Genomic DNA, 18,238 nt, shown 5'->3' on the forward strand with positions numbered 1-18,238 from the left:
GATCAGGGTTAATTTTCAGCCTATTTTAAAAGAAATCACTTTTGATAAAAGCTAAACGTGGCGCTCGGCATGATATGAAGAGCGTACGAGTGGTCCGCTTTCTACATGTTCAATGCCCAGCTTTTCGCCAATCTCTTTGTATTCCGCAAACAGATCGGGATGAACCCACTCCACAACCGGATGGTGCATTTTTGTTGGCTGCATATACTGGCCGATGGTAAGAACATCTACATTGTGATCTACACAATCCTGCATCAGTTCGATCACCTCTTCACGTGTTTCTCCCAAACCAACCATGATACCGGTTTTGGATCGGACACCCTGTGCTTTTACTCTTTTTAAAAGCTCCAGTGATCGCTCATATTTAGCTTGTGGGCGAACAGTTCTGTAAAGCCTTGGAACAGTTTCAAGATTATGACTCAGAACATCAGGAGGGGTGTCAATCACGGTTTGCAGTGCATCCCAGGCTCCTCTGAAATCCGGAATTAACGACTCGATGGTTACTCCGTCAATCGTCTCGCGAAGTACTTTATGACATTCAGCAAAAATTGGCGCTCCGCCGTCTTTTCGCTCATCCCTGTTCACAGATGTAAGTACTACATGCTTTAATTTCATTTTTGCCGCAGCATCTGCTACACGGCGCGGTTCATCCCAGTCGAGCCCCTGAACCGGACGTCCGGTCTTAACAGCGCAAAAAGAACAGGAACGTGTACAAACATCACCCAATATCATGAATGTAGCTGTACCGGCACCCCAGCATTCACCCATATTTGGGCATCGGGCCTCAGAACATACCGTATTCAGGTTATTATCACGAATAGTCTCAGAAACCTCTTTAAATTTCTCGCCTGATGGCAGCTTAACGCGCAACCAGTCCGGTCTGCGCTTTGAGGGTCCTTCTTTATCAATAATTTCAAGTTCTTTAATCATAACACGTTCTGTCTTCGCCGTTACTCGGCCTTCAATTTGAGTGAGTTAAGGTAAGAAAATTGTTGCTCTGGTTCAGGTTTTTGCACCTTAGGATTTAAGACAACATTGAAAACATCACTAAAGTGCTTTTTCAGAGAGTTCTTTACATTTTCGGGCTCTATCCGGTCTCCGGTCAGATCAGATAGACTGGTGACTGATTTATCACTTATGCCGCAGGGTACAATGTGATCAAAGTAGGTTAGATCCGTATTTACATTGAATGCAAAACCGTGCATGGTCACCCATCTTGAGCATCGAATGCCCATTGCGCAAATTTTTTGCTGACCAACCCACACTCCCGTCAGCCCCTCAATTCTTCCTGCTTCTATTCCAAAATCTGCACAGGTTCGAATAATAACTTCCTCTAAAAATCTGAGGTATTTGTGAATATCCGTGAAGTGCCTGTCTAAATCGAGAATTGGATATCCTACAATTTGCCCCGGCCCGTGATATGTGATGTCGCCACCGCGGTCAATTTCAATATATTCCGCATCGATTTGTGCAAGCTCCTCGGTAGCTTTCAGCATGTGGGATGAGCTGCCGCTTTTGCCAAGCGTGTAAACGTGAGGATGCTCAACAAAAAGGAGCATATCATTTTGTGTATGCTCATCCAGGAGGCCGTCACGAATTAATCTTTTTTGTGTAATTAATCCGTTTTGCAGCTCTTTTTGAAGATTCCACACAGGGCGATAGGAAGCTTTGCCCAAGTCATATACATCGATGTACTTCATCATAACCGAAAAGATAATTAAAATTCTGCATAATTAATCTTTCCGGATGATGACCGTCTCTATCAAATAAAAAGTGAGTTTTGAAAATCTATAAGATGTCGTAGTACCCTTTAAAATTCGGGTATCGCATCTTCAATACTTCGTATGTAAAACGAAGCGGTTACCATTTTAAACTAACCTATTCTTGAATTTTGAAAAAAATCGGCAGCGAGTACTGCACTCTCACAGGTTTCCCGCGCTGTAAGCCGGGTGTGAATTCAGCCGTTTTAATAACTCGCAGTGCCTCTTCATCGCAACCTCCACCAATACCTCGAACCACTTTCGGGTCGACAACCTTGCCGGTTTCATCCACGATAAACTGAATGTGCACGCGACCTTCAATTCCGGCTTTTCGAGCTCTTTCGGGATAGCGGATCTGTTTCTGCAAATCCATCAGGTCTCCTTTCAGCTGAGGCATCTCCTCAACAAATACAAAAAAGTCTTCCTCTTCAGCCTCTTCTTCTTCCGCAGCTGACGGGGGTGGGGGTGGTGGCAGTCTGCTTTCTGAAAACAGATCCAGTTCTGAATTGATATCAATGTTAACATCTTCAATAATTTCATCATTGGGTACTTCTACCGGAACCGGCGGACGTGGTGGCGGTGGTATATCAGGCTGTTGACGGGTCTGAACAATCTCCTCCACCATCACCTCTTCCTGTGTATCAAGCACAATGTTTTCTTCCTCTTCAGCCGGCATGAAATCAATGCGGAACAGTATAATAAAAATCACCAAGGCAAGAATAAGGCCTGTTTCCCAAAGTATGGTGTAGTAATTTCTCAGATCTATATTACTATTCTTATTCCCCTCTGGCCCGGGTTTTCTATTCATTGTTTTCATGTCCAACCTCTCATTTTAGTGATCTTTAAATCTTTTCGTGGTTATTTTTTATTTCTCTCTGTATTAAAAATACCATCCAATTATTAAGAGTTTATGTAGTTTACGTAATAACATACCTTTTTATCCTAAATAGACCCAATACAAAAAAGGCAGGTCGTTAAACCTGCCTTAGAAGCACTTAAATTAATAAGTTATGAAAAATTAGAAATCTGCTAAAACAGCATTTATTTCTTTTTCGGCTTGGAACCGAGGTGAACCCCTTCACCATACGCTTCGGCAACTGCTTCCATCACCGCTTCACTCATGGTTGGGTGAGGATGAACCGCACTGATTATTTCGTGGCCAGTTGTTTCGAGATCGCGAGCTACAACAACTTCAGCGATCAGTTCGGTTACATGCGAACCGATCATATGGCATCCGAGCCACTCACCGTATTTCGAATCAAATATAACTTTCACAAAGCCCTCTTCATGACCCAATCCGGCAGCCTTGCCGCTTGCAGAGAATGGAAATTTACCAACCATTACATCGTATCCTTCCTCTTTCGCCTGCTCTTCAGTCATACCAACAGAAGCAACCTGAGGCTCACAATAGGTACAGCCCGGAATATTGTCATATTTTATTGGAATCGGATTTTCACCGGCTAGCTGTTCAACGCAAACTATTCCTTCGTGAGAAGCCTTGTGTGCCAGCCACGGAGCGCCAATTACGTCACCGATTGCGTAAATTCCATCTGCATCGGTTTTATACGTGCTTTTATCCACAACAATATCGCCTTTTTCGGTCTTCACACCTGCCTTTTCGAGGCCAATATTTTCTACATTACCTACAACTCCTACTGCAGAAAGAACTACGTCGGCTTCCACTTCTTCGGAACCTTTCTTAGTCTTAATAGTTACTTTTACGCCTTTACCTTTCTTCTCTACCTTTTCAACCGTGCTTTCGGTAAGAATGTTAATGCCTTTTTTCTTGTAGATTTTCCCAAGCTCTTTTCCAACATCTTTATCCTCAACTGGTACTACTGATTTTTGAAGCTCCACAAGCGTCACTTCTGTTCCAATGGAGTTGTAGAAATAGGCAAACTCAACACCGATAGCACCGGCACCGATAATCACCATTTTCTTCGGCTGTTTTTCGAGCTGCATTGCTTTTTCGGAGTCGATAATCATCTCACCGTCGATCTCCAGGTTTGGAAGCTGTCGCGGACGAGCTCCTGTTGCAATAATAAAATGCTTCGCTTTTACAGTTTCTTGCTCTTTTCCTTTTTCATCCTGAATAGCCAGCTCTTTATTCGATTTGAATACTCCGGTGCCGTTCAGAACTTCAATGTTATTCGCCTTCATCAGAAACTTAACGCCCTTGCTCATCTTATCGGCAACGCCGCGGCTTCGCTTTATTATCTTCTCAAAATTCGGAGAATACTCCTTTACATCCACTCCGTAGTCGGAAGAGTGCGAAATGGTTTCCATCACTTCCGCTGAACGAAGCAGCGCCTTGGTTGGAATACAACCGATATTCAGGCAAACCCCGCCCAAAAATCTCTTTTCTACAATTGCAGTTTTAAAGCCAAGTTGAGAGGCACGGATAGCAGCTACATATCCACCCGGTCCACTTCCAATTACACAAACGTCGAATTCTTTTGCCATGTCGAATTAAGATCTTATGATTTCAATAATTATTGCAGAACCATCTTTTTTCCAAAAATTAGCCCTGCTGCTTAAATACCTATTTAATAGCACATAAAGTTACGGAATCTAATTCAGATAATTAAATTGATCATCTGCCAATTCTTATCCGTAAATCATTCTGAAATACATTTTATTTAGAAGCACAATTTCAGCTATTTTAAGAGTTAAAACTATTCATCTAAAGGCAGGAATTATGCGCTTAACAACGATTATTTTTTCATTTGTTTTGATTTCACTTCTCACAGCCTGCTCAAGCCAGCAAACCAGCATTGAGTCGCCAAACGGCAATAATACCATCGATTTCTTCCTGGATGAAGGTACGCCTTTCTACTCCGTTCACCATCAGGGTAAACCGGTTATCGAAGCTTCACGGCTCGGATTTGAACTTCAGGATCTGCCCGCGCTCAATGACGGTTTTGAAATAACTTCTATTGAAAAATCAGATTTTGACCAGACATGGACTCAGGTTTGGGGTGAAAAAGAGGAAATCCGAAATCACTATAGCGAACTGAAGGTGAACTTACAGGAAACGCTTGAGCCAAATCGTGAACTCACCATTGTTTTTCGCGCGTATGATGACGGCATCGGTTTCCGCTATGAATTTCCGGAACAGCCAAATTTGCAGGAGTTCAACATTATGGATGAACTCACTGAATTCAATATGACAGATGATCACGAGAGCTGGTGGATCGGTGCTCTCCAGTGGAACCGATATGAGTATCTGCCTGAACATACACAGCTGGCGGAGGTAGACACGGTTATAACGCCTTTCACCATGAAGACCGATGACGGACTTCATCTTGCTTTACATGAAGCCGCACTGGTTGATTACTCATCGATGAACATTGAACACACCGGTGATAACAAACTGAAAGCCAATCTGATACCATGGCATGATGGTGTTTTGGTTCGCGCATCAACTCCCTTCGTAACACCGTGGAGAACGCTTCAAATTGGGGAAACTGCCGGCGACCTGGTTGAATCGTACCTGATTCTGAATCTGAATGAGCCCAGTAAAATTGAGGATACCTCCTGGATTGAGCCTGCCAAATATGTCGGGATCTGGTGGGAAATGCATCTGGATAAATCAACATGGGGCTCCGGACCCATTCATGGAGCAACCACAGAAAATGCCATGAAATATATCGACTTTGCCGCAGAGCACGGGTTTGACCATGTACTGGTTGAAGGCTGGAATCCCGGCTGGGACGGCGACTGGTTTGCTGATGGTGTAGTGTTCGATTTCACCCGGCCAATGGATGACTTTGACCTCGAAAAAGTTGCCGAATATGCGCTCGATAATGGGGTAAGGCTGATGGGACATCACGAAACATCCGCTTCTGTAGAGCACTACGAAGGCCAGATGGAAGAGGCCTTTCAGCTTTATAAAGAACTGGGGGTTCGGGCTGTAAAAATGGGGTATGTTGGCCACGGACAGGAAATTTTCTGGACTGATGAGGATGGCAACCGGAATTATGAATGGCATCACGGACAGCATATGGTTCGCCATCATCAAAGAGTAGTGGAGCTGGCAGCAAAGTATAATATATCCCTGAACGTACATGAGGGCGTAAAAGCTACCGGACTTCGCAGAACCTGGCCGAACCTGATGACCAGAGAGGTTGCCCGCGGACAAGAATATAATGCATGGGGCAGCGGAGAGAATGTGTGGGACGGGCCCGGAAACCCACCCAATTATGTAACGATTCTTCCTTTCCACCGAAATCTTGCCGGCCCGTTTGATTATACTCCCGGAATTGTAAACTTGTATTTCGATGAGTATAAACCGGACAATCGAATCAATCACACGCTGGCAAAGGAGCTCGCGCTTTATGTGGTGATCTACAGTCCGCTGCAAATGGCTGCTGACCTGCCGGAACATTATGAAGAGCGTCCGGATGCACTGCAGTTTATCAAGGATGTGCCCGCCGACTGGCACGATACCCGGGTTCTGAATGGAGAGATTGGCAAATATATCACAACTGTTCGGAAAGACAGAAACAGCGAGGATTGGTATCTGGGAAGCATCACGGATGAGGAATCCCGTGAGTTTTCATTCACACTCGATTTCCTGAATGAAGGAGATTCATATATCGCCCAAATCTATCGTGACAGTGAGGATGCCGACTGGGATTCAAATCCATATGGGTTTGTTGTTGAAGAGATGGAAGTGGACTCAGAGACTGAATTTACAGTAAACCTGGCTCCCGGCGGAGGTCAGGCCGTGCGGTTTATGCACGTTGAAGAGTAGAAGGTAATAAACCTACTATATTGCCACGGTACATCTATTGACGCGAAGTGAAACACGGAAGGCACTAAAAAATATCATTACTTTAACACACCCTCATTCCCCTCTCGAGAGGGGAGAGGCTGTCTTAATTTTAATGCTTATATAAATATCCAGTATTACAAAAGGCACAGAAATTTCAGTGTCATTCCGTGCTTCCGTGGCTACGTCAAAATCAAACCGGGTAAAAACATAGGTTATCACACTTCTTTCTCCATAAAGAACATTCTGGGCTCCCCGTATGAAAAACCGGAACGTTCGTAAAGATTTCGGGCGCGATTATCCTCCCTGACTTCAAGGGTTACTTTACAGCAGTTCTCCTTTTTTGCTTTTCTTTCCACTTCGGCCAAAAGCGCCTCTCCGATACCGTTTCCCCGATACTGCGGATTTACCGCCAGGTCATGAATATTGATAACCTTTTGTGCTTTAAAGGTGGAAAAACTATACACGCAATTAGCCACTCCGGCAGGCTGATCATCCATGAATGCCAAAAATCCCACATAGCAGGGGAAATTTTTCAACTTTTCAACCAACACCTTTTTTACCTCTTCCTTAAGGGGGCGTTTCATTCCCATTGCATCCCTGGCATACTGATCTGTGCTGAACAATAAAGCCTCCGCATGCTTTGGGTTATTTAAATCCGCTTCAACGATTTCCAACTTTTTCATACCTGATTTTATTGAGCTTTCTGATATTTTAAATTCTTTACCCGGATTATTCACCAAGCCCCGTCCCGATAGTTTTCTGGATCGGGAGCAGGCAGACTCATATGTAAAGCCCACATCTTTGAGGCTTTTTTATATCTCTACTCGTGCTTTGTGGCCTACTCGCATTATATAGCTACGAAGATGCACTAAGTTTACTCTGCAAGAACTTCTGTTTGAGCAAGAGACGCTAACAGATCCTTACACCCTAAACCCATTCATGGGTTTTACACACGAGCGCGGGATTTATCCCCGCGAATACAATCCACTACGAAAATCGATCTGCCAGTCGATTAATTAAGTACCCGCTCTCCTTTAGGGCCTGGGAAGCAAAACTTCCAAAAAAGTCCGTTACAGATTCAAACTCTTTGATGAAGCCTTTTTTGTCGTCAGCCTCCACCATCTTCATCAACTTTTTCTGATGATTGAAGAAAGCAAGCAGCAGATCACGGCGCTCTTTATTGGCAAATACAATATCAGCATAAAGTTCAGCATCCTGAGCAAAAATTCGTCCGGTCATCATCAGCTCAGCCCGGTAGATGGGACTGGAGTACTCGAGCATCTCCTCCGGATTCAGATCGTACTGCTTCATGAATGATCCATGCAGCAACGCCACGAAGTGCCTTAAACCCTGAACCAGGTTCATGACGTGATCATGTTTTTCAGGTTCGGCATCAATGACCCGCATCCCCCAAAGCTTGCACTGTTCTTTGAACCAGTCGGCTTTTTCAGAGTCCCGTCCTGAACAGAATACCATCAGCTGTTTGGACAGGTTAGGAACGGACGGCCCGTGCATCGGGTGGAGCCCCACTACCGGTCCCGGATGTGCATCCAGCATCACTTGCAGCGGCGTTGATTTGTTTGAGGTGAAATCAGCCAGAATTGTATCCGGTTTCAGCTTTGGGCTCAGCCGCCGGATGACATCTTCGGTTACATTTATTGGCACGGTCACAATCACCATGTCCAGCTTTGGCGCCATCTCATCCAGTTGATACCAGTTCGATTTATCCAGACTGTACGCAATATGCTCGCTGTTTTCCGTAAACTTCCTGTAAAGTGATCCCATTCCGCCCTCACCGCCTACATAGAGGATATGCTTAGGTTCTTCTGTGGAACGCGGAAAAGTTTTAGCCGACTGAGCCGCACGGCTCGATGCCATAACCATTCTCAGAAAGTCTTCAGCCCAATCGGGATCAATTCCCCTCTCCTCAGCTTTTTGCCGAAACGCTTCGGTTTTTTCCTGTTCACGACCGGCAACAAAAACCGGCAACTGCTTTTCAACTTTGGTCTGAATGACATCCTGAACAACCCGATTCCTTTTCTTTAACAGCTCAAGAATCTGATTGTCAATATTGTCGATCTGTTCGCGTTGTTCTTTTAAGTACTTCTGGTCGGACATTTTTTAAAATATTGAGTAAAAAACCGGTGTCAAATAGTATGATGAACAAAAGTACCCTAATTCCTGCAAAAATGTGTAATAGAGAATGATTTTGTGCTATAAATGTTTTAATCGGGTGAATACATAGTTATCTTTGGTTTATGTCAAATTTTAAGCTTCATTCACCCTGGGAGCCCGCCGGCGATCAGCCAAACGCCATCGAAGAACTCACTGAAGGCATCCAGAATAACGACAAATTTCAGACACTTTTAGGTATTACCGGTTCAGGTAAGACACGAACCGTAGCCGGCGTGATTGAAAATGTGCAAAAACCCACGTTGGTGATGAGTCACAACAAAACGCTTGCGGCTCAGCTTTATCGCGAGTTAAGTGACTTTTTCCCGGAAAACAGGGTGGAGTTTTTTATCTCTTATTACGATTACTACCAACCGGAAGCGTATCTCTCCTCACAGGATAAATACATTGAAAAAGACCTCTCTATTAATGAGGAGATTCAAAAATTAAGGTTGCGGGCAACAAGTTCACTGCTATCCGGCCGACGGGATGTGATTATTGTATCCTCCGTAAGTTGCATTTACGGAATCGGGTCGCCTTCGGAATATGAAAAGTTGATTATCAATCTGAAGGTAGGACAGGATATTCCACGGAATACACTACTTTATGATCTGGTAGATCTTCACTATCGAAGAAGCGATCATGAGTTTACGCGGGGAACCTTCAGGGTAAGAGGTGATGTGATTGACATCTATCCCGCGTACTCTGAGGAAGGATTGCGAATTACCATGTGGGGTGATGAAATTGAAAAGATGCAGGTTTTTGATGTGGAATCAGGCAACATCATCGACGATGTGGATGAATTTCGAATCTTTCCCGCGTCACACTATGTGACAACCCAGGGCCGACTGGAAGAGTCGATCAAACAGATTCGAGATGAGATGCACTGGAGGGTTGATGTGCTTCAGGACGAACAAAGATTTCTGGAAGCCAAACGCCTGGAGCAGCGCACTCTTTTTGACATTGAGATGATGCAGGAGATCGGCTACTGTTCCGGAATTGAGAACTATTCCCGCTACCTCAGTGCCCGTAAACCCGGTGAACGTCCCTACACGCTGATGGACTACTTCCCGGATGATTACCTGCTGGTTGTAGATGAGAGCCATCAAACCGTACCTCAGGTCGGGGCCATGTATGGCGGCGACAGATCGCGAAAAATAGAACTGGTTGAACACGGGTTCAGACTTCCGTCCGCGATGGACAACCGGCCGCTTACATTCGAAGAGTGGGAATCGATGGTCAATCAGGCGATTTTTGTGAGCGCTACACCGAGTGATTACGAATTGGAAAAATCAGACGGAATTTATGTTGAGCAGATTATTCGCCCAACCGGACTGATGGAGCCCGAAATTGAAGTTCGCCCACTCGATACGCAGGTGGATGATCTTCTCGAAGAGATTCGAAAACGGGCTGAGAAGAATGAACGGGTGCTCTGTATTACTCTTACGAAGAGACTCAGTGAGGAGTTAAGTGAATACCTGAAAAATCTCGGCATTCCGGCAGCCTACATGCATAGCGAGCTGGACGCGATGCAGCGTGTGGAAGTACTCTACAAATTCCGGCGCGGCGACTTTAAAGTGCTTGTCGGTATTAATCTGCTTCGGGAAGGAATCGATATTCCTGAACTGAGTCTTGTTGCTATTTTAGACGCTGATAAAGAAGGATTTTTACGCTCCGAAACAGCACTTTTTCAAATTGTTGGGCGTGCTGCCCGTAATGTTGAAGGCAGGGCGATTCTCTATGCCAACAAGATCACAAAAAGTATGCAGAAGGTAATTGATGAAACAAACAGGCGCCGGGAGATTCAAAGAAAATACAACGAGGAACATGGAATCACTCCTCAGACTATACAGAAAGAGTTAAAACCGCTGGTAGATCCGGCACTGATTTCCACCCAAGACTTTACTCTTGATTCATCTGAACAGGAACAGCAGGATTATCTGGAGACTGTAAGAGTGGCCGAAGATGGCATTCAGTACAGGGCAAACCCGGCCATGAAAGAAGTTACATTTGAAAGTAAAGAGAAGTTTCTCGATTATTTACGCGGATCGATGCTGCAGGCTGCCAAAAACATGGAGTTTGAGGAAGCCGCCCGTATTCGCGACCAGATCGCTACACTAGAAAAAGAAATCTAAAACAATTATTGATCACTTCATGGGTAAGAAAATTGAATTCTTTAAAACATTTGTTAAAGATCGCGATGTCGCTTCAGTCATCCCCACCTCGCCGCGATGTGTAAAAAAAGTATGCTCAAACATCGATTTCACGAAAGATTTTACTTTAGTTGAGTACGGGCCCGGAAACGGCGCTTTCACTCACTATTTGATTGAAAAAATGTCGCCCGGCTCCAGGCTGATTTTAATTGAGGCAAACCAGAATTTTGTATCATCCTTAAAAGATTCAATTGATGATCCCCGGGTTGAAATTCACAATATACTAGCCGGAGATGTTGAGTCAGTGCTTAGTGATGATGTTATTGGCAATGTGGATTACGTGCTATCCGGAATTCCGTTTTCTTTCTTCGAGTGGGATCGGAAAATTGAGGTACTTCAGGCTACTAAGAAAATTTTAAAGGATGATGGGAAATTTCTCGCCTATCAAACCAGCGGCCACCTGAAAAAGCCTGTGATGGAGGTATTTGGAAATTTTGAAACAGATTTCGAGCCACTCAATATCCCACCGTACTTTATTTACAAAATCCACAAAAACGGGCATTGATCTAACCCCGTCAGGCCGCTACACGCGGTCAGGCGGATAAGTTGAGTTTCTTCACCGGGCATTTGAGTTTGATAAAACCATTAAACTTAAATCATCCGGGAGACGAACACCCCTCGTCCCGATAAATGCAGTCGGGACACTCCCAAAAGTGATGTTTCTCGTAAATGAGCTTAAATAATTTAGACATTTAATCCCTCTCTATTTGATAGAGAGGGAGAGAGGGTGAGTCTGAATAAAAAACCTAAATTATTTAAGCGTTAATCGTAGAAAACTACCTTTTAGAACAGGCTTTAATTGAGATTCAATTAAATGGACACAAACGGAAAGAAAATCATACCGCCTGAATCTCTTCTGGAAGCTTACAGTCAGGGTATTTTTCCGATGAGTGAGTCGCGGGATGATAGCACAGTTGGTTGGTACTCTGCCCGAAAGCGCGGCATTATCCCGATGGAGAATTTCAAAGTCTCCTCTAACGTGGAGCGGATTATTCGTCAGGGCAGATTCAAATGCAAGGTAAATACCCGCTTTAGGACGGTGATGAAAGAGTGTGCCGATCGAAATACTACCTGGATCTCTGACTTGATTATCGATTCATTTGAAGTGCTGCATCTGGCCGGTCATGCCCACTCCGTTGAGATGTACAATTCGGACGGTAAACTCGCCGGTGGCCTTTATGGTGTTTCCCTGGGAGCAGCCTTTTTTGGTGAATCGATGTTCAAAAATGATAAGGAAGCAGATAAAGTGGCTCTCTGGCACTGCCATCAAATATTACAGAAGAATGGATTTGAGCTTTGGGATACGCAATTCTATACCGATCACTTGGCTCAGTTTGGTTGTATTGAAATTCCATCGGACGAGTATCAAGATCGGCTTGAGAAAGCATTGGAGAAAGAAACACGAACGTTTAAAATATAGCTATCTAACCTTAATTAAGTGGGATGTTTATCAAATATAGAAACTCCACCCCAGTGATGAAATAACGAACACCCCTCTTAATTTCGTTTCACGTGTCGCTATCGCTCGGAGCCCCTTATTAGGGGAGAATTTGTCAAATACGTCAGCAGTTTTTTTGACGAACTCACGTTAAATATTATCCGTCTGACCGCGGGGAGCGGTCTGACGGGTGATTACTATTTTGGATCCAGAATATTCTCAATCCGGTTTTGAACATCCTGAAGATGGACAACCGTTCTGCGATCTACCGTTCTGTTCACGGCGCGATCCACTTCTGTTTTCAGTGTTCTGAGCTCCTCTCGAAGCAGAGGCTTGATGTCGCTTCCATCCACATCATCGTCCTCACTCTCCATCAGAGATTTAATGTGATTCAGATATGTTCGCTGAAGATTTCTGCGATAAACATTTATGGACGAGCTGGAGGAGAGTTCGCTCCAAACTCCTAACCGAACATCTTCCAGCATCTCGCTAATCGTGTAGGCATCATTACCCCGGAAAGTCTCATCTTCAATCAGACGCAACATTCGTGACGAATTCATCACACTGCGAAGATGACGTCCCTGAAGCGCCTGAATCCGCTCAACAGCGCCGGAATGCTCAATATTTCTCAGGATGTTTTCATCGAGCAGCCATTCAGGTGTTGTAAACGCGTTCTCCACCATAAACTGCATCGCTTTTTCCTGATACTCTTTACTTACCGGCCGATAAACATTTCCATCCTGGTTTGAAGCAATGCGCTCCATGTAAACTCCGCCAATGTTGGTAATAACATGTCCGACATAGCGATTCCACTGACCGATCAGCTCTCCGTAAATCTCTTCCAGATCGTCGTAGCCCTCTCCCCGACGCGATGTCCACTCAACCAGATTTGGTGTAACTCGCTGCAGGTTCATCATTCCATACGTTGACGCCTGAACAGGATCGTCAGAAAGTGCTTCGGTCTGTGCAGACGGATCATATCCGGTTGACTGCCCGAAGCGGTACATCGGATCGTCTGCTTTATCAAGAATCCATTGATTCAGTGTCGAAACTTCGTCCTCAGGCGTTTCCGCATCAGGAATAACCCTGTACCCCCAATTGATGGCGTACTTGTCATACGGTCCGATTTTTCGGATAAATCGCTCCACACCGTCACCCGGCTGGGCAATGTAGTTCTGTCGGGCATAATCCATGATGGAAGCCGATACTCCATACTCTGAAGTAAATTCAGGATCCCGGAGAGACTCGACCGGGTAGGAAGAGTTTGCCTTCATGTTGTGAGGCAGACCAAGTGCGTGACCAATTTCGTGTGCAATCACCTGCCGGATCGCTTCTTTCAGGTAGTCGTCATCAATTCGCAGATTTCGGGCTTTGGGGTTGGCGGCCCCGGTCTCCAGCATCAGGCGGTTCCGATATGAACGAATGTGATTGTGATACCATATGATATCACTCCCGATAATCTCACCTGTTCGCGGATCCGTCATACTCGGACCGGTTGCATTTCGTGTTGTGTTGGCAATCCAGCGAACCATATTGTACCGAATATCTTCCGGTTCAAAATCAGGATCCTCTTCTTCTGTAGGCGGAAGTTTAGCCTGAATCGCATTTTTGAAACCGGCTTCTTCGAACGTAACATTCCAGTCTTCCACCCCTTGAATCACAGCCTGACGATACTCCTCCGGTGTTCCGGGATCTACGTAGTAAACAATAGGCTCAACCGGCTCAACAAGCTCACCGCGCGCGTAGGCTTCGGGATCGGATGGCTCGAGTCTCCATCGGCGAAGCAACGAGCGGGTGGCTGCTTTCTGCTCATCTGAGCCAAAGTCGAGCTGATTGACGGTAAACCATCCAACACGATAATCATAAAAGCGCGGACGCATAGGCTCACTTGGAAGCAGAACCATTGACTGGTTCATCAACAATGAAATACTATTGGTATTGGAAGAAGACGGTGGATTCATAGCCTCATAGGTCATCACATGACGAACTTCCACATTTTCCGGATAGGTTCGAACGCGTTCTATGTAGCTTCGGTCTCCATCCAATCGGCGGACCTGATAGGAGCTTCTTAACCATCCCTGAAGGCCGGAAATAGCCGGCACGTCTGTTTCAAAAAGGCTGTTTACTTCAATAACCGTAGTCGTACTGTCCGGGCCGATTGCTTCCACATCAAAAGATGCGATGATCGGCTCGTAGTTGTTTGCACGAACAGATCTGGAAATGGGAAGGGAGTCTGGTGCAACGCTGTTGTAAAGCCGCTGACGGATATTAATTTTGTCGTTCACTTTTTCAAAAGCAATGACCTGCTCTGCAGTTTTGGAACCGCTGCTGGTGAACCCAAAGAAATTATTCGGAACACTTGCCACACGGCTTACCATCAGAAAATCCCGGCCGAGAAGTGAATCGGGAATTTCGTAGTAGATTTTATCACCCACGGTGTGTACGTCCACAACACCTTGCTGGGTTTCTGCTTCGGATGTAATAATGCTGCTGTAATCATCCGGTCCTGAGCTGCGGTCACCCCGGGAAGACTGCCCATTTGATGATTCGCTTGCTGGCTCTGTTGTCGCGCAAGAGATTGCAAAAATCCCTGCAAATAGAATAAAAGAAAGATTTCGTATCATTTGATTCATCAGATGATGGATTCTGTTCGTTTTCGATTGAGTTTTCCTGTTAGTACTAAATAAACGAATAGTAATATTCATTCACTGCAAAAGGTTGAAAAAATGACGGCTTAAAATTTGTGCTCTTCTGCCAGTAATCGTTTCCACTCCGGATGCCGTTGCAGGTAGACTTTCACAAACGGACAGATTGGAGCAATTTTCAAATCTCTCTCCTCAGCATCCTTGAACGCGCCTTCCATTAATTTTGATGCCACACCTTGCCCCTCGAATTCATCCGGCACTTCAGTATGAGTAAAGAAGAGTACGCCCTGTTTGTTCAGTATATATTCTGCAACTGCCGTTTTTCCATCTACCGACAGCTCATACCGGTTCTTCTCTTTATTGTTTTTTACTTCGGCCATCTCGCTAAGCGTTAAGTTTTACATTTATCTTCTGTTTTTACCGAGCTTTTCCACTTTCAAGTCGGCTGTATCGCTCAATTTTGCGTCTGTAGGCGGGCGGTATTCCTGAAAGGGAATCTTTAGCAAATTACCCAAATGCTCAATTTCAGTCGGATCCAAATGCGGTATCAATTCCATATTTTAGGTGCTGAACATCATTCACCTCAGCAAATGTGCCAAACAATCGGTCCCAGACGGCAAATATATTTCCGTAATTGGTATCCGTAATGAGGCTGGGTGTAGTGATGGTGAACTTTGTGCATGTTTGGCGTAATGAAAAAGTAGGATAGAGCCCGGTCTATTTTTCGCGGCATGTTGATATTGGCGTGAGTGATATGCGCAAAAAGTACAGACATGCTTTGGTAAAGCATCACAATTCCGATCGGTATTCCCACCAGAAAGACTCCCAGAATGGTAAAGAAGATTCTAAATACAGTTTCGCCGGGATGGTGCCGCAGGCCGGTGGTCACATCCACGGTTGTATCGCTGTGGTGAACCAGATGAAATTTCCACATCCATTTTATTTTGTGCTCAATCCAGTGAATCAGCCAGGCGCCCATAAAATCAAGCAGCATCACGCCGATTATGATTTTCGCCCAGAGAGGAAAATCTGCCAGGTGCAGGAGTCCAAACTCATTTTCGGTTACCCAGTAAGATGTGAAGTAGAGAACACCTGCCAGTCCAAATCCGATAATAGCTGTAAAAAGAGTGAAAGTGAGATTGATCCCGGCGTGACGAACCTTGTTGTAGGTGAACTGAAAGAGAGGAATTACACCCTCCATCACCCAAAATATGAAAATGCCTCCAATCAGAATAAATGCCCTGAAGGTAGTTGGAACATCTTCAAAAAATGTGATGATCGTTTCCATACGGTTAATGTTCGTTGAAATTTTGCCCGTCTACTTCCTTCTCCTCAGAATCAGGAAGATAACCGAACCTATCAGAAGCAGTGCGGCAACCGGCCATACCCACAATGGAAGAGTATAGGTTATGGTCAACCTTCCTTCCGGGGTTTCATAACGAGCCGGAATGACCGGGATTCCATCTTCATTTTTTTCCAGAGACTGAACATAGTCCAATACACCGGTCCAAACCTTCAGCTGATGATCTCCATCCGTGATGATGGCTTCATCAAGTGAAATAGCCCGCCCATTTTCATCCCGCAAAGTGATTGCAAGACCGGGCAGCCTCTCTCCAACCATTGGCAAAAAGCCTGCGATATAGTAGTCGGTCACTACGTGAATCAGTTGATCCGAATCTTTTCGTAACGTTCTGGTTTCTTCTCCATCAACAAGTTCGGCACCCAGTACAGCTCTTGAAGACGGTATAGGTGTGCCCGCAAAAGGAATGGTAAACAATACGGCTCGTTCCGGATTATAGATCATATTCAACCCTGAAAACTGCAGAAAATAGTTGTCCCCCATTAGCTCTGAAAGCAGGATGGAAACTTCGAGGGCATTTCGAACTTCTTCTTCTGTTAAGTAAAAGGAAACCAGGGGATAGCCCGGTGATCCATCATCTCCCGATCCCAGCCCAAAAGCCATCATCATATCATAAAATGTTATTTCGCCCTGATTCCAAACCTCCGTCCCCGGCTTGATATCACTTCGAATAGCGCCATTTGCCTGAACGGCAATATCGATAGGCTGATCCAATACTCTTTCAGCAGAAAATTTCATGGCATCCGTCACAAAATTTCCAATTGCTGATTCACGCTGAATTTCATTCCGGTAAACCGGGAAATCTGAATAAGCGATTGTCTCTCGAATACTGCTTACTGCTCCGTCGGTAAAATCCCTCAGCCAGTCATTTAAAATCTCCGTATACCGCTCCACTTCCGCAGATACATCCTCATCTTCATTAATCGTTGAATCAATCGGGATCAAGAAATCGTTGCCGTTTTCCTCATTCAGAACCGAAAGCTTATCAAGCTCCCGGTTATAGCTCAGCTCCAGCCTGCCAAGATATTGCATGTAGTTGCCGGCTTGAACGATGATCGTGTCTTCTACATAAATCGGGCTATGAAGTGCGGTGTGAGTATGTCCGCCGACGATAATATCGATCTCAGGCAGAAGCTCAGCCAGTTGCCGATCCTCTGATACACCGGAGTGGTTTATTGAAATGATGAGGTCTACATTTTGCTTCTGGAGTTCTTCAACAGCTTTTTTAGCTGATTCAAATGGATCATCAAACTGAACCGGCCCTGGTTCCGCCGTTTTAGAGATCGCATCATTTCCAATCAAACCAAAGATTCCGATACGCAGTCCATTATCCAGTTCTTTAATAAAATGGTTTTTAATTCCGCGTTCACTCAATGGATGATCCTGAGGCGGACGTACATTGGTTCCTAAAATCACCGTCTGTTCGGCTGCAGCGGGATATCCTGCATCCGACAGGTAGCGGGCATAGACATCTGAACCGTAGTCGAATTCGTGATTACCAATGGTGATGGCATCATACCCCATTTCCTGAAACAGGTTCAGCTCGGGAGCCAGCCCCTCTTGCAGCGGAAGCCAGCCAAAAGCGGGGCCTCCTAAGATATCTCCTGCCGAAAATAGAAGTACAGGCTCGCCTGTCTGCTTTTTTTCTGTCCGTATCATGTTAATTGCCCCGGCCAATCTGGCAATGCCCCCGTCGGCCAGGTTTCTGTATTCAGGATGATCGTTCACTGCCGGAATCGGAATCAGGTGAGAATGCTCGTCATTAGTGTGCAGAATTGTAAATCGTAGATCTGTTTCAGTAGATTGGCGGCCTTGCAGCTGTGCCGACCATAAAAGGAGAATGACAAAGATTGTAAATTTAAATCTCAAACTA

13 protein-coding genes and 1 pseudogene are annotated in these 18,238 nt (G+C 45.1%); 4 read left to right on the forward strand and 10 right to left on the reverse strand.

The features are described from left to right. Positions 1-51: 51 nt before the first annotated feature. The 4 genes from lipA to lpdA all read right to left on the reverse strand — a co-directional run bounded on the left by lipA (position 52) and on the right by lpdA (position 4,223). Positions 52-930, reverse strand: coding sequence for a lipoyl synthase (lipA, locus tag U5K35_RS05665; protein ID WP_322570497.1), 879 nt, complete (start codon positions 928-930; stop codon positions 52-54). Between the two features lie 20 nt (positions 931-950). Continuing rightward, positions 951-1,703, reverse strand: coding sequence for a lipoyl(octanoyl) transferase LipB (gene lipB / locus U5K35_RS05670; RefSeq protein ID WP_322570498.1), 753 nt, complete (start codon positions 1,701-1,703; stop codon positions 951-953). A 175-nt stretch (positions 1,704-1,878) separates the two neighbouring features. Continuing rightward, positions 1,879-2,577: an energy transducer TonB gene (locus U5K35_RS05675; RefSeq protein WP_322570499.1), complete on the reverse strand. Its 699-nt coding sequence runs from the start codon at positions 2,575-2,577 to the stop codon at positions 1,879-1,881. 224 nt (positions 2,578-2,801) lie between these two features. After that, a complete protein-coding gene (gene lpdA / locus U5K35_RS05680) occupies positions 2,802-4,223 on the reverse strand; it encodes a dihydrolipoyl dehydrogenase (RefSeq protein ID WP_322570500.1) in 1,422 nt (473 codons plus the stop codon). Positions 4,224-4,458: 235 nt separating this feature from the next. On the opposite strand from lpdA, the gene U5K35_RS05685 reads away from it, so the two are divergent. Then, on the forward strand, positions 4,459-6,516 hold the full coding sequence (locus U5K35_RS05685) for a glycoside hydrolase family 97 protein (protein WP_322570501.1): 2,058 nt from the start codon (positions 4,459-4,461) through the stop codon (positions 6,514-6,516). A gap of 236 nt (positions 6,517-6,752) precedes the next feature. Here the strand turns inward: U5K35_RS05685 and U5K35_RS05690 are convergent, their stop codons facing one another. Together U5K35_RS05690 and tyrA are read right to left on the reverse strand one after the other, a co-directional pair. Then, on the reverse strand, positions 6,753-7,220 hold the full coding sequence (locus tag U5K35_RS05690) for a GNAT family N-acetyltransferase (protein ID WP_322570502.1): 468 nt from the start codon (positions 7,218-7,220) through the stop codon (positions 6,753-6,755). Between the two features lie 304 nt (positions 7,221-7,524). After that, a complete protein-coding gene (tyrA, locus tag U5K35_RS05695) occupies positions 7,525-8,655 on the reverse strand; it encodes a bifunctional chorismate mutase/prephenate dehydrogenase (protein WP_322570503.1) in 1,131 nt (376 codons plus the stop codon). A gap of 140 nt (positions 8,656-8,795) precedes the next feature. On the opposite strand from tyrA, the gene uvrB reads away from it, so the two are divergent. From uvrB to aat, 3 genes are all read left to right on the forward strand, one after another. Then, on the forward strand, positions 8,796-10,844 hold the full coding sequence (gene uvrB / locus U5K35_RS05700; protein WP_322570504.1) for an excinuclease ABC subunit UvrB: 2,049 nt from the start codon (positions 8,796-8,798) through the stop codon (positions 10,842-10,844). Positions 10,845-10,863: 19 nt separating this feature from the next. Further along, positions 10,864-11,427 (forward strand): class I SAM-dependent methyltransferase, encoded by a 564-nt coding sequence (locus tag U5K35_RS05705; protein WP_322570505.1) that lies wholly within the window; start codon positions 10,864-10,866, stop codon positions 11,425-11,427. Between the two features lie 309 nt (positions 11,428-11,736). Then, a complete protein-coding gene (aat, locus tag U5K35_RS05710) occupies positions 11,737-12,342 on the forward strand; it encodes a leucyl/phenylalanyl-tRNA--protein transferase (RefSeq protein ID WP_322570506.1) in 606 nt (201 codons plus the stop codon). A 215-nt stretch (positions 12,343-12,557) separates the two neighbouring features. On the opposite strand, the gene U5K35_RS05715 is transcribed toward aat, so the two are convergent. From U5K35_RS05715 to U5K35_RS05730, 4 genes and pseudogenes are all read right to left on the reverse strand, one after another. Next, a complete protein-coding gene (locus U5K35_RS05715) occupies positions 12,558-14,993 on the reverse strand; it encodes a zinc-dependent metalloprotease (RefSeq protein WP_322570507.1) in 2,436 nt (811 codons plus the stop codon). Positions 14,994-15,094: 101 nt separating this feature from the next. Next, the gene (locus tag U5K35_RS05720; RefSeq protein ID WP_322570508.1) at positions 15,095-15,385 is read right to left on the reverse strand and encodes a GNAT family N-acetyltransferase; all 291 of its coding nucleotides are present in this window, start codon (positions 15,383-15,385) and stop codon (positions 15,095-15,097) included. Between the two features lie 24 nt (positions 15,386-15,409). Next, positions 15,410-16,293 (reverse strand): annotated as a pseudogene (locus U5K35_RS05725) (sterol desaturase family protein). Positions 16,294-16,323: 30 nt separating this feature from the next. Next, positions 16,324-18,234 carry a bifunctional UDP-sugar hydrolase/5'-nucleotidase gene (locus U5K35_RS05730; protein ID WP_322570510.1) on the reverse strand — a complete coding sequence of 637 codons (1,911 nt, stop codon included), beginning with the start codon at positions 18,232-18,234 and terminating at the stop codon, positions 16,324-16,326. Positions 18,235-18,238: the final 4 nt, after the last annotated feature.

It is taken from the genome of Rhodohalobacter sp., from assembly GCF_034521535.1.
Taxonomy (GTDB): domain Bacteria; phylum Bacteroidota; class Rhodothermia; order Balneolales; family Balneolaceae; genus Rhodohalobacter.

Excerpts from the sequence above, each read along its gene's own strand:
- lipA (WP_322570497.1), bottom strand. The coding sequence starts at position 930 with ATGATTAAAGAACTTGAAATTATTGATAAAGAAGGACCCTCAAAGCGC.
- lipB (WP_322570498.1), bottom strand. The coding sequence starts at position 1,703 with ATGATGAAGTACATCGATGTATATGACTTGGGCAAAGCTTCCTATCGC.
- U5K35_RS05675 (WP_322570499.1), bottom strand. The coding sequence starts at position 2,577 with ATGAAAACAATGAATAGAAAACCCGGGCCAGAGGGGAATAAGAATAGT.
- lpdA (WP_322570500.1), bottom strand. The coding sequence starts at position 4,223 with ATGGCAAAAGAATTCGACGTTTGTGTAATTGGAAGTGGACCGGGTGGA.
- U5K35_RS05685 (WP_322570501.1), top strand. The coding sequence starts at position 4,459 with ATGCGCTTAACAACGATTATTTTTTCATTTGTTTTGATTTCACTTCTC.
- U5K35_RS05690 (WP_322570502.1), bottom strand. The coding sequence starts at position 7,220 with ATGAAAAAGTTGGAAATCGTTGAAGCGGATTTAAATAACCCAAAGCAT.
- tyrA (WP_322570503.1), bottom strand. The coding sequence starts at position 8,655 with ATGTCCGACCAGAAGTACTTAAAAGAACAACGCGAACAGATCGACAAT.
- uvrB (WP_322570504.1), top strand. The coding sequence starts at position 8,796 with ATGTCAAATTTTAAGCTTCATTCACCCTGGGAGCCCGCCGGCGATCAG.
- U5K35_RS05705 (WP_322570505.1), top strand. The coding sequence starts at position 10,864 with ATGGGTAAGAAAATTGAATTCTTTAAAACATTTGTTAAAGATCGCGAT.
- aat (WP_322570506.1), top strand. The coding sequence starts at position 11,737 with ATGGACACAAACGGAAAGAAAATCATACCGCCTGAATCTCTTCTGGAA.
- U5K35_RS05715 (WP_322570507.1), bottom strand. The coding sequence starts at position 14,993 with ATGAATCAAATGATACGAAATCTTTCTTTTATTCTATTTGCAGGGATT.
- U5K35_RS05720 (WP_322570508.1), bottom strand. The coding sequence starts at position 15,385 with ATGGCCGAAGTAAAAAACAATAAAGAGAAGAACCGGTATGAGCTGTCG.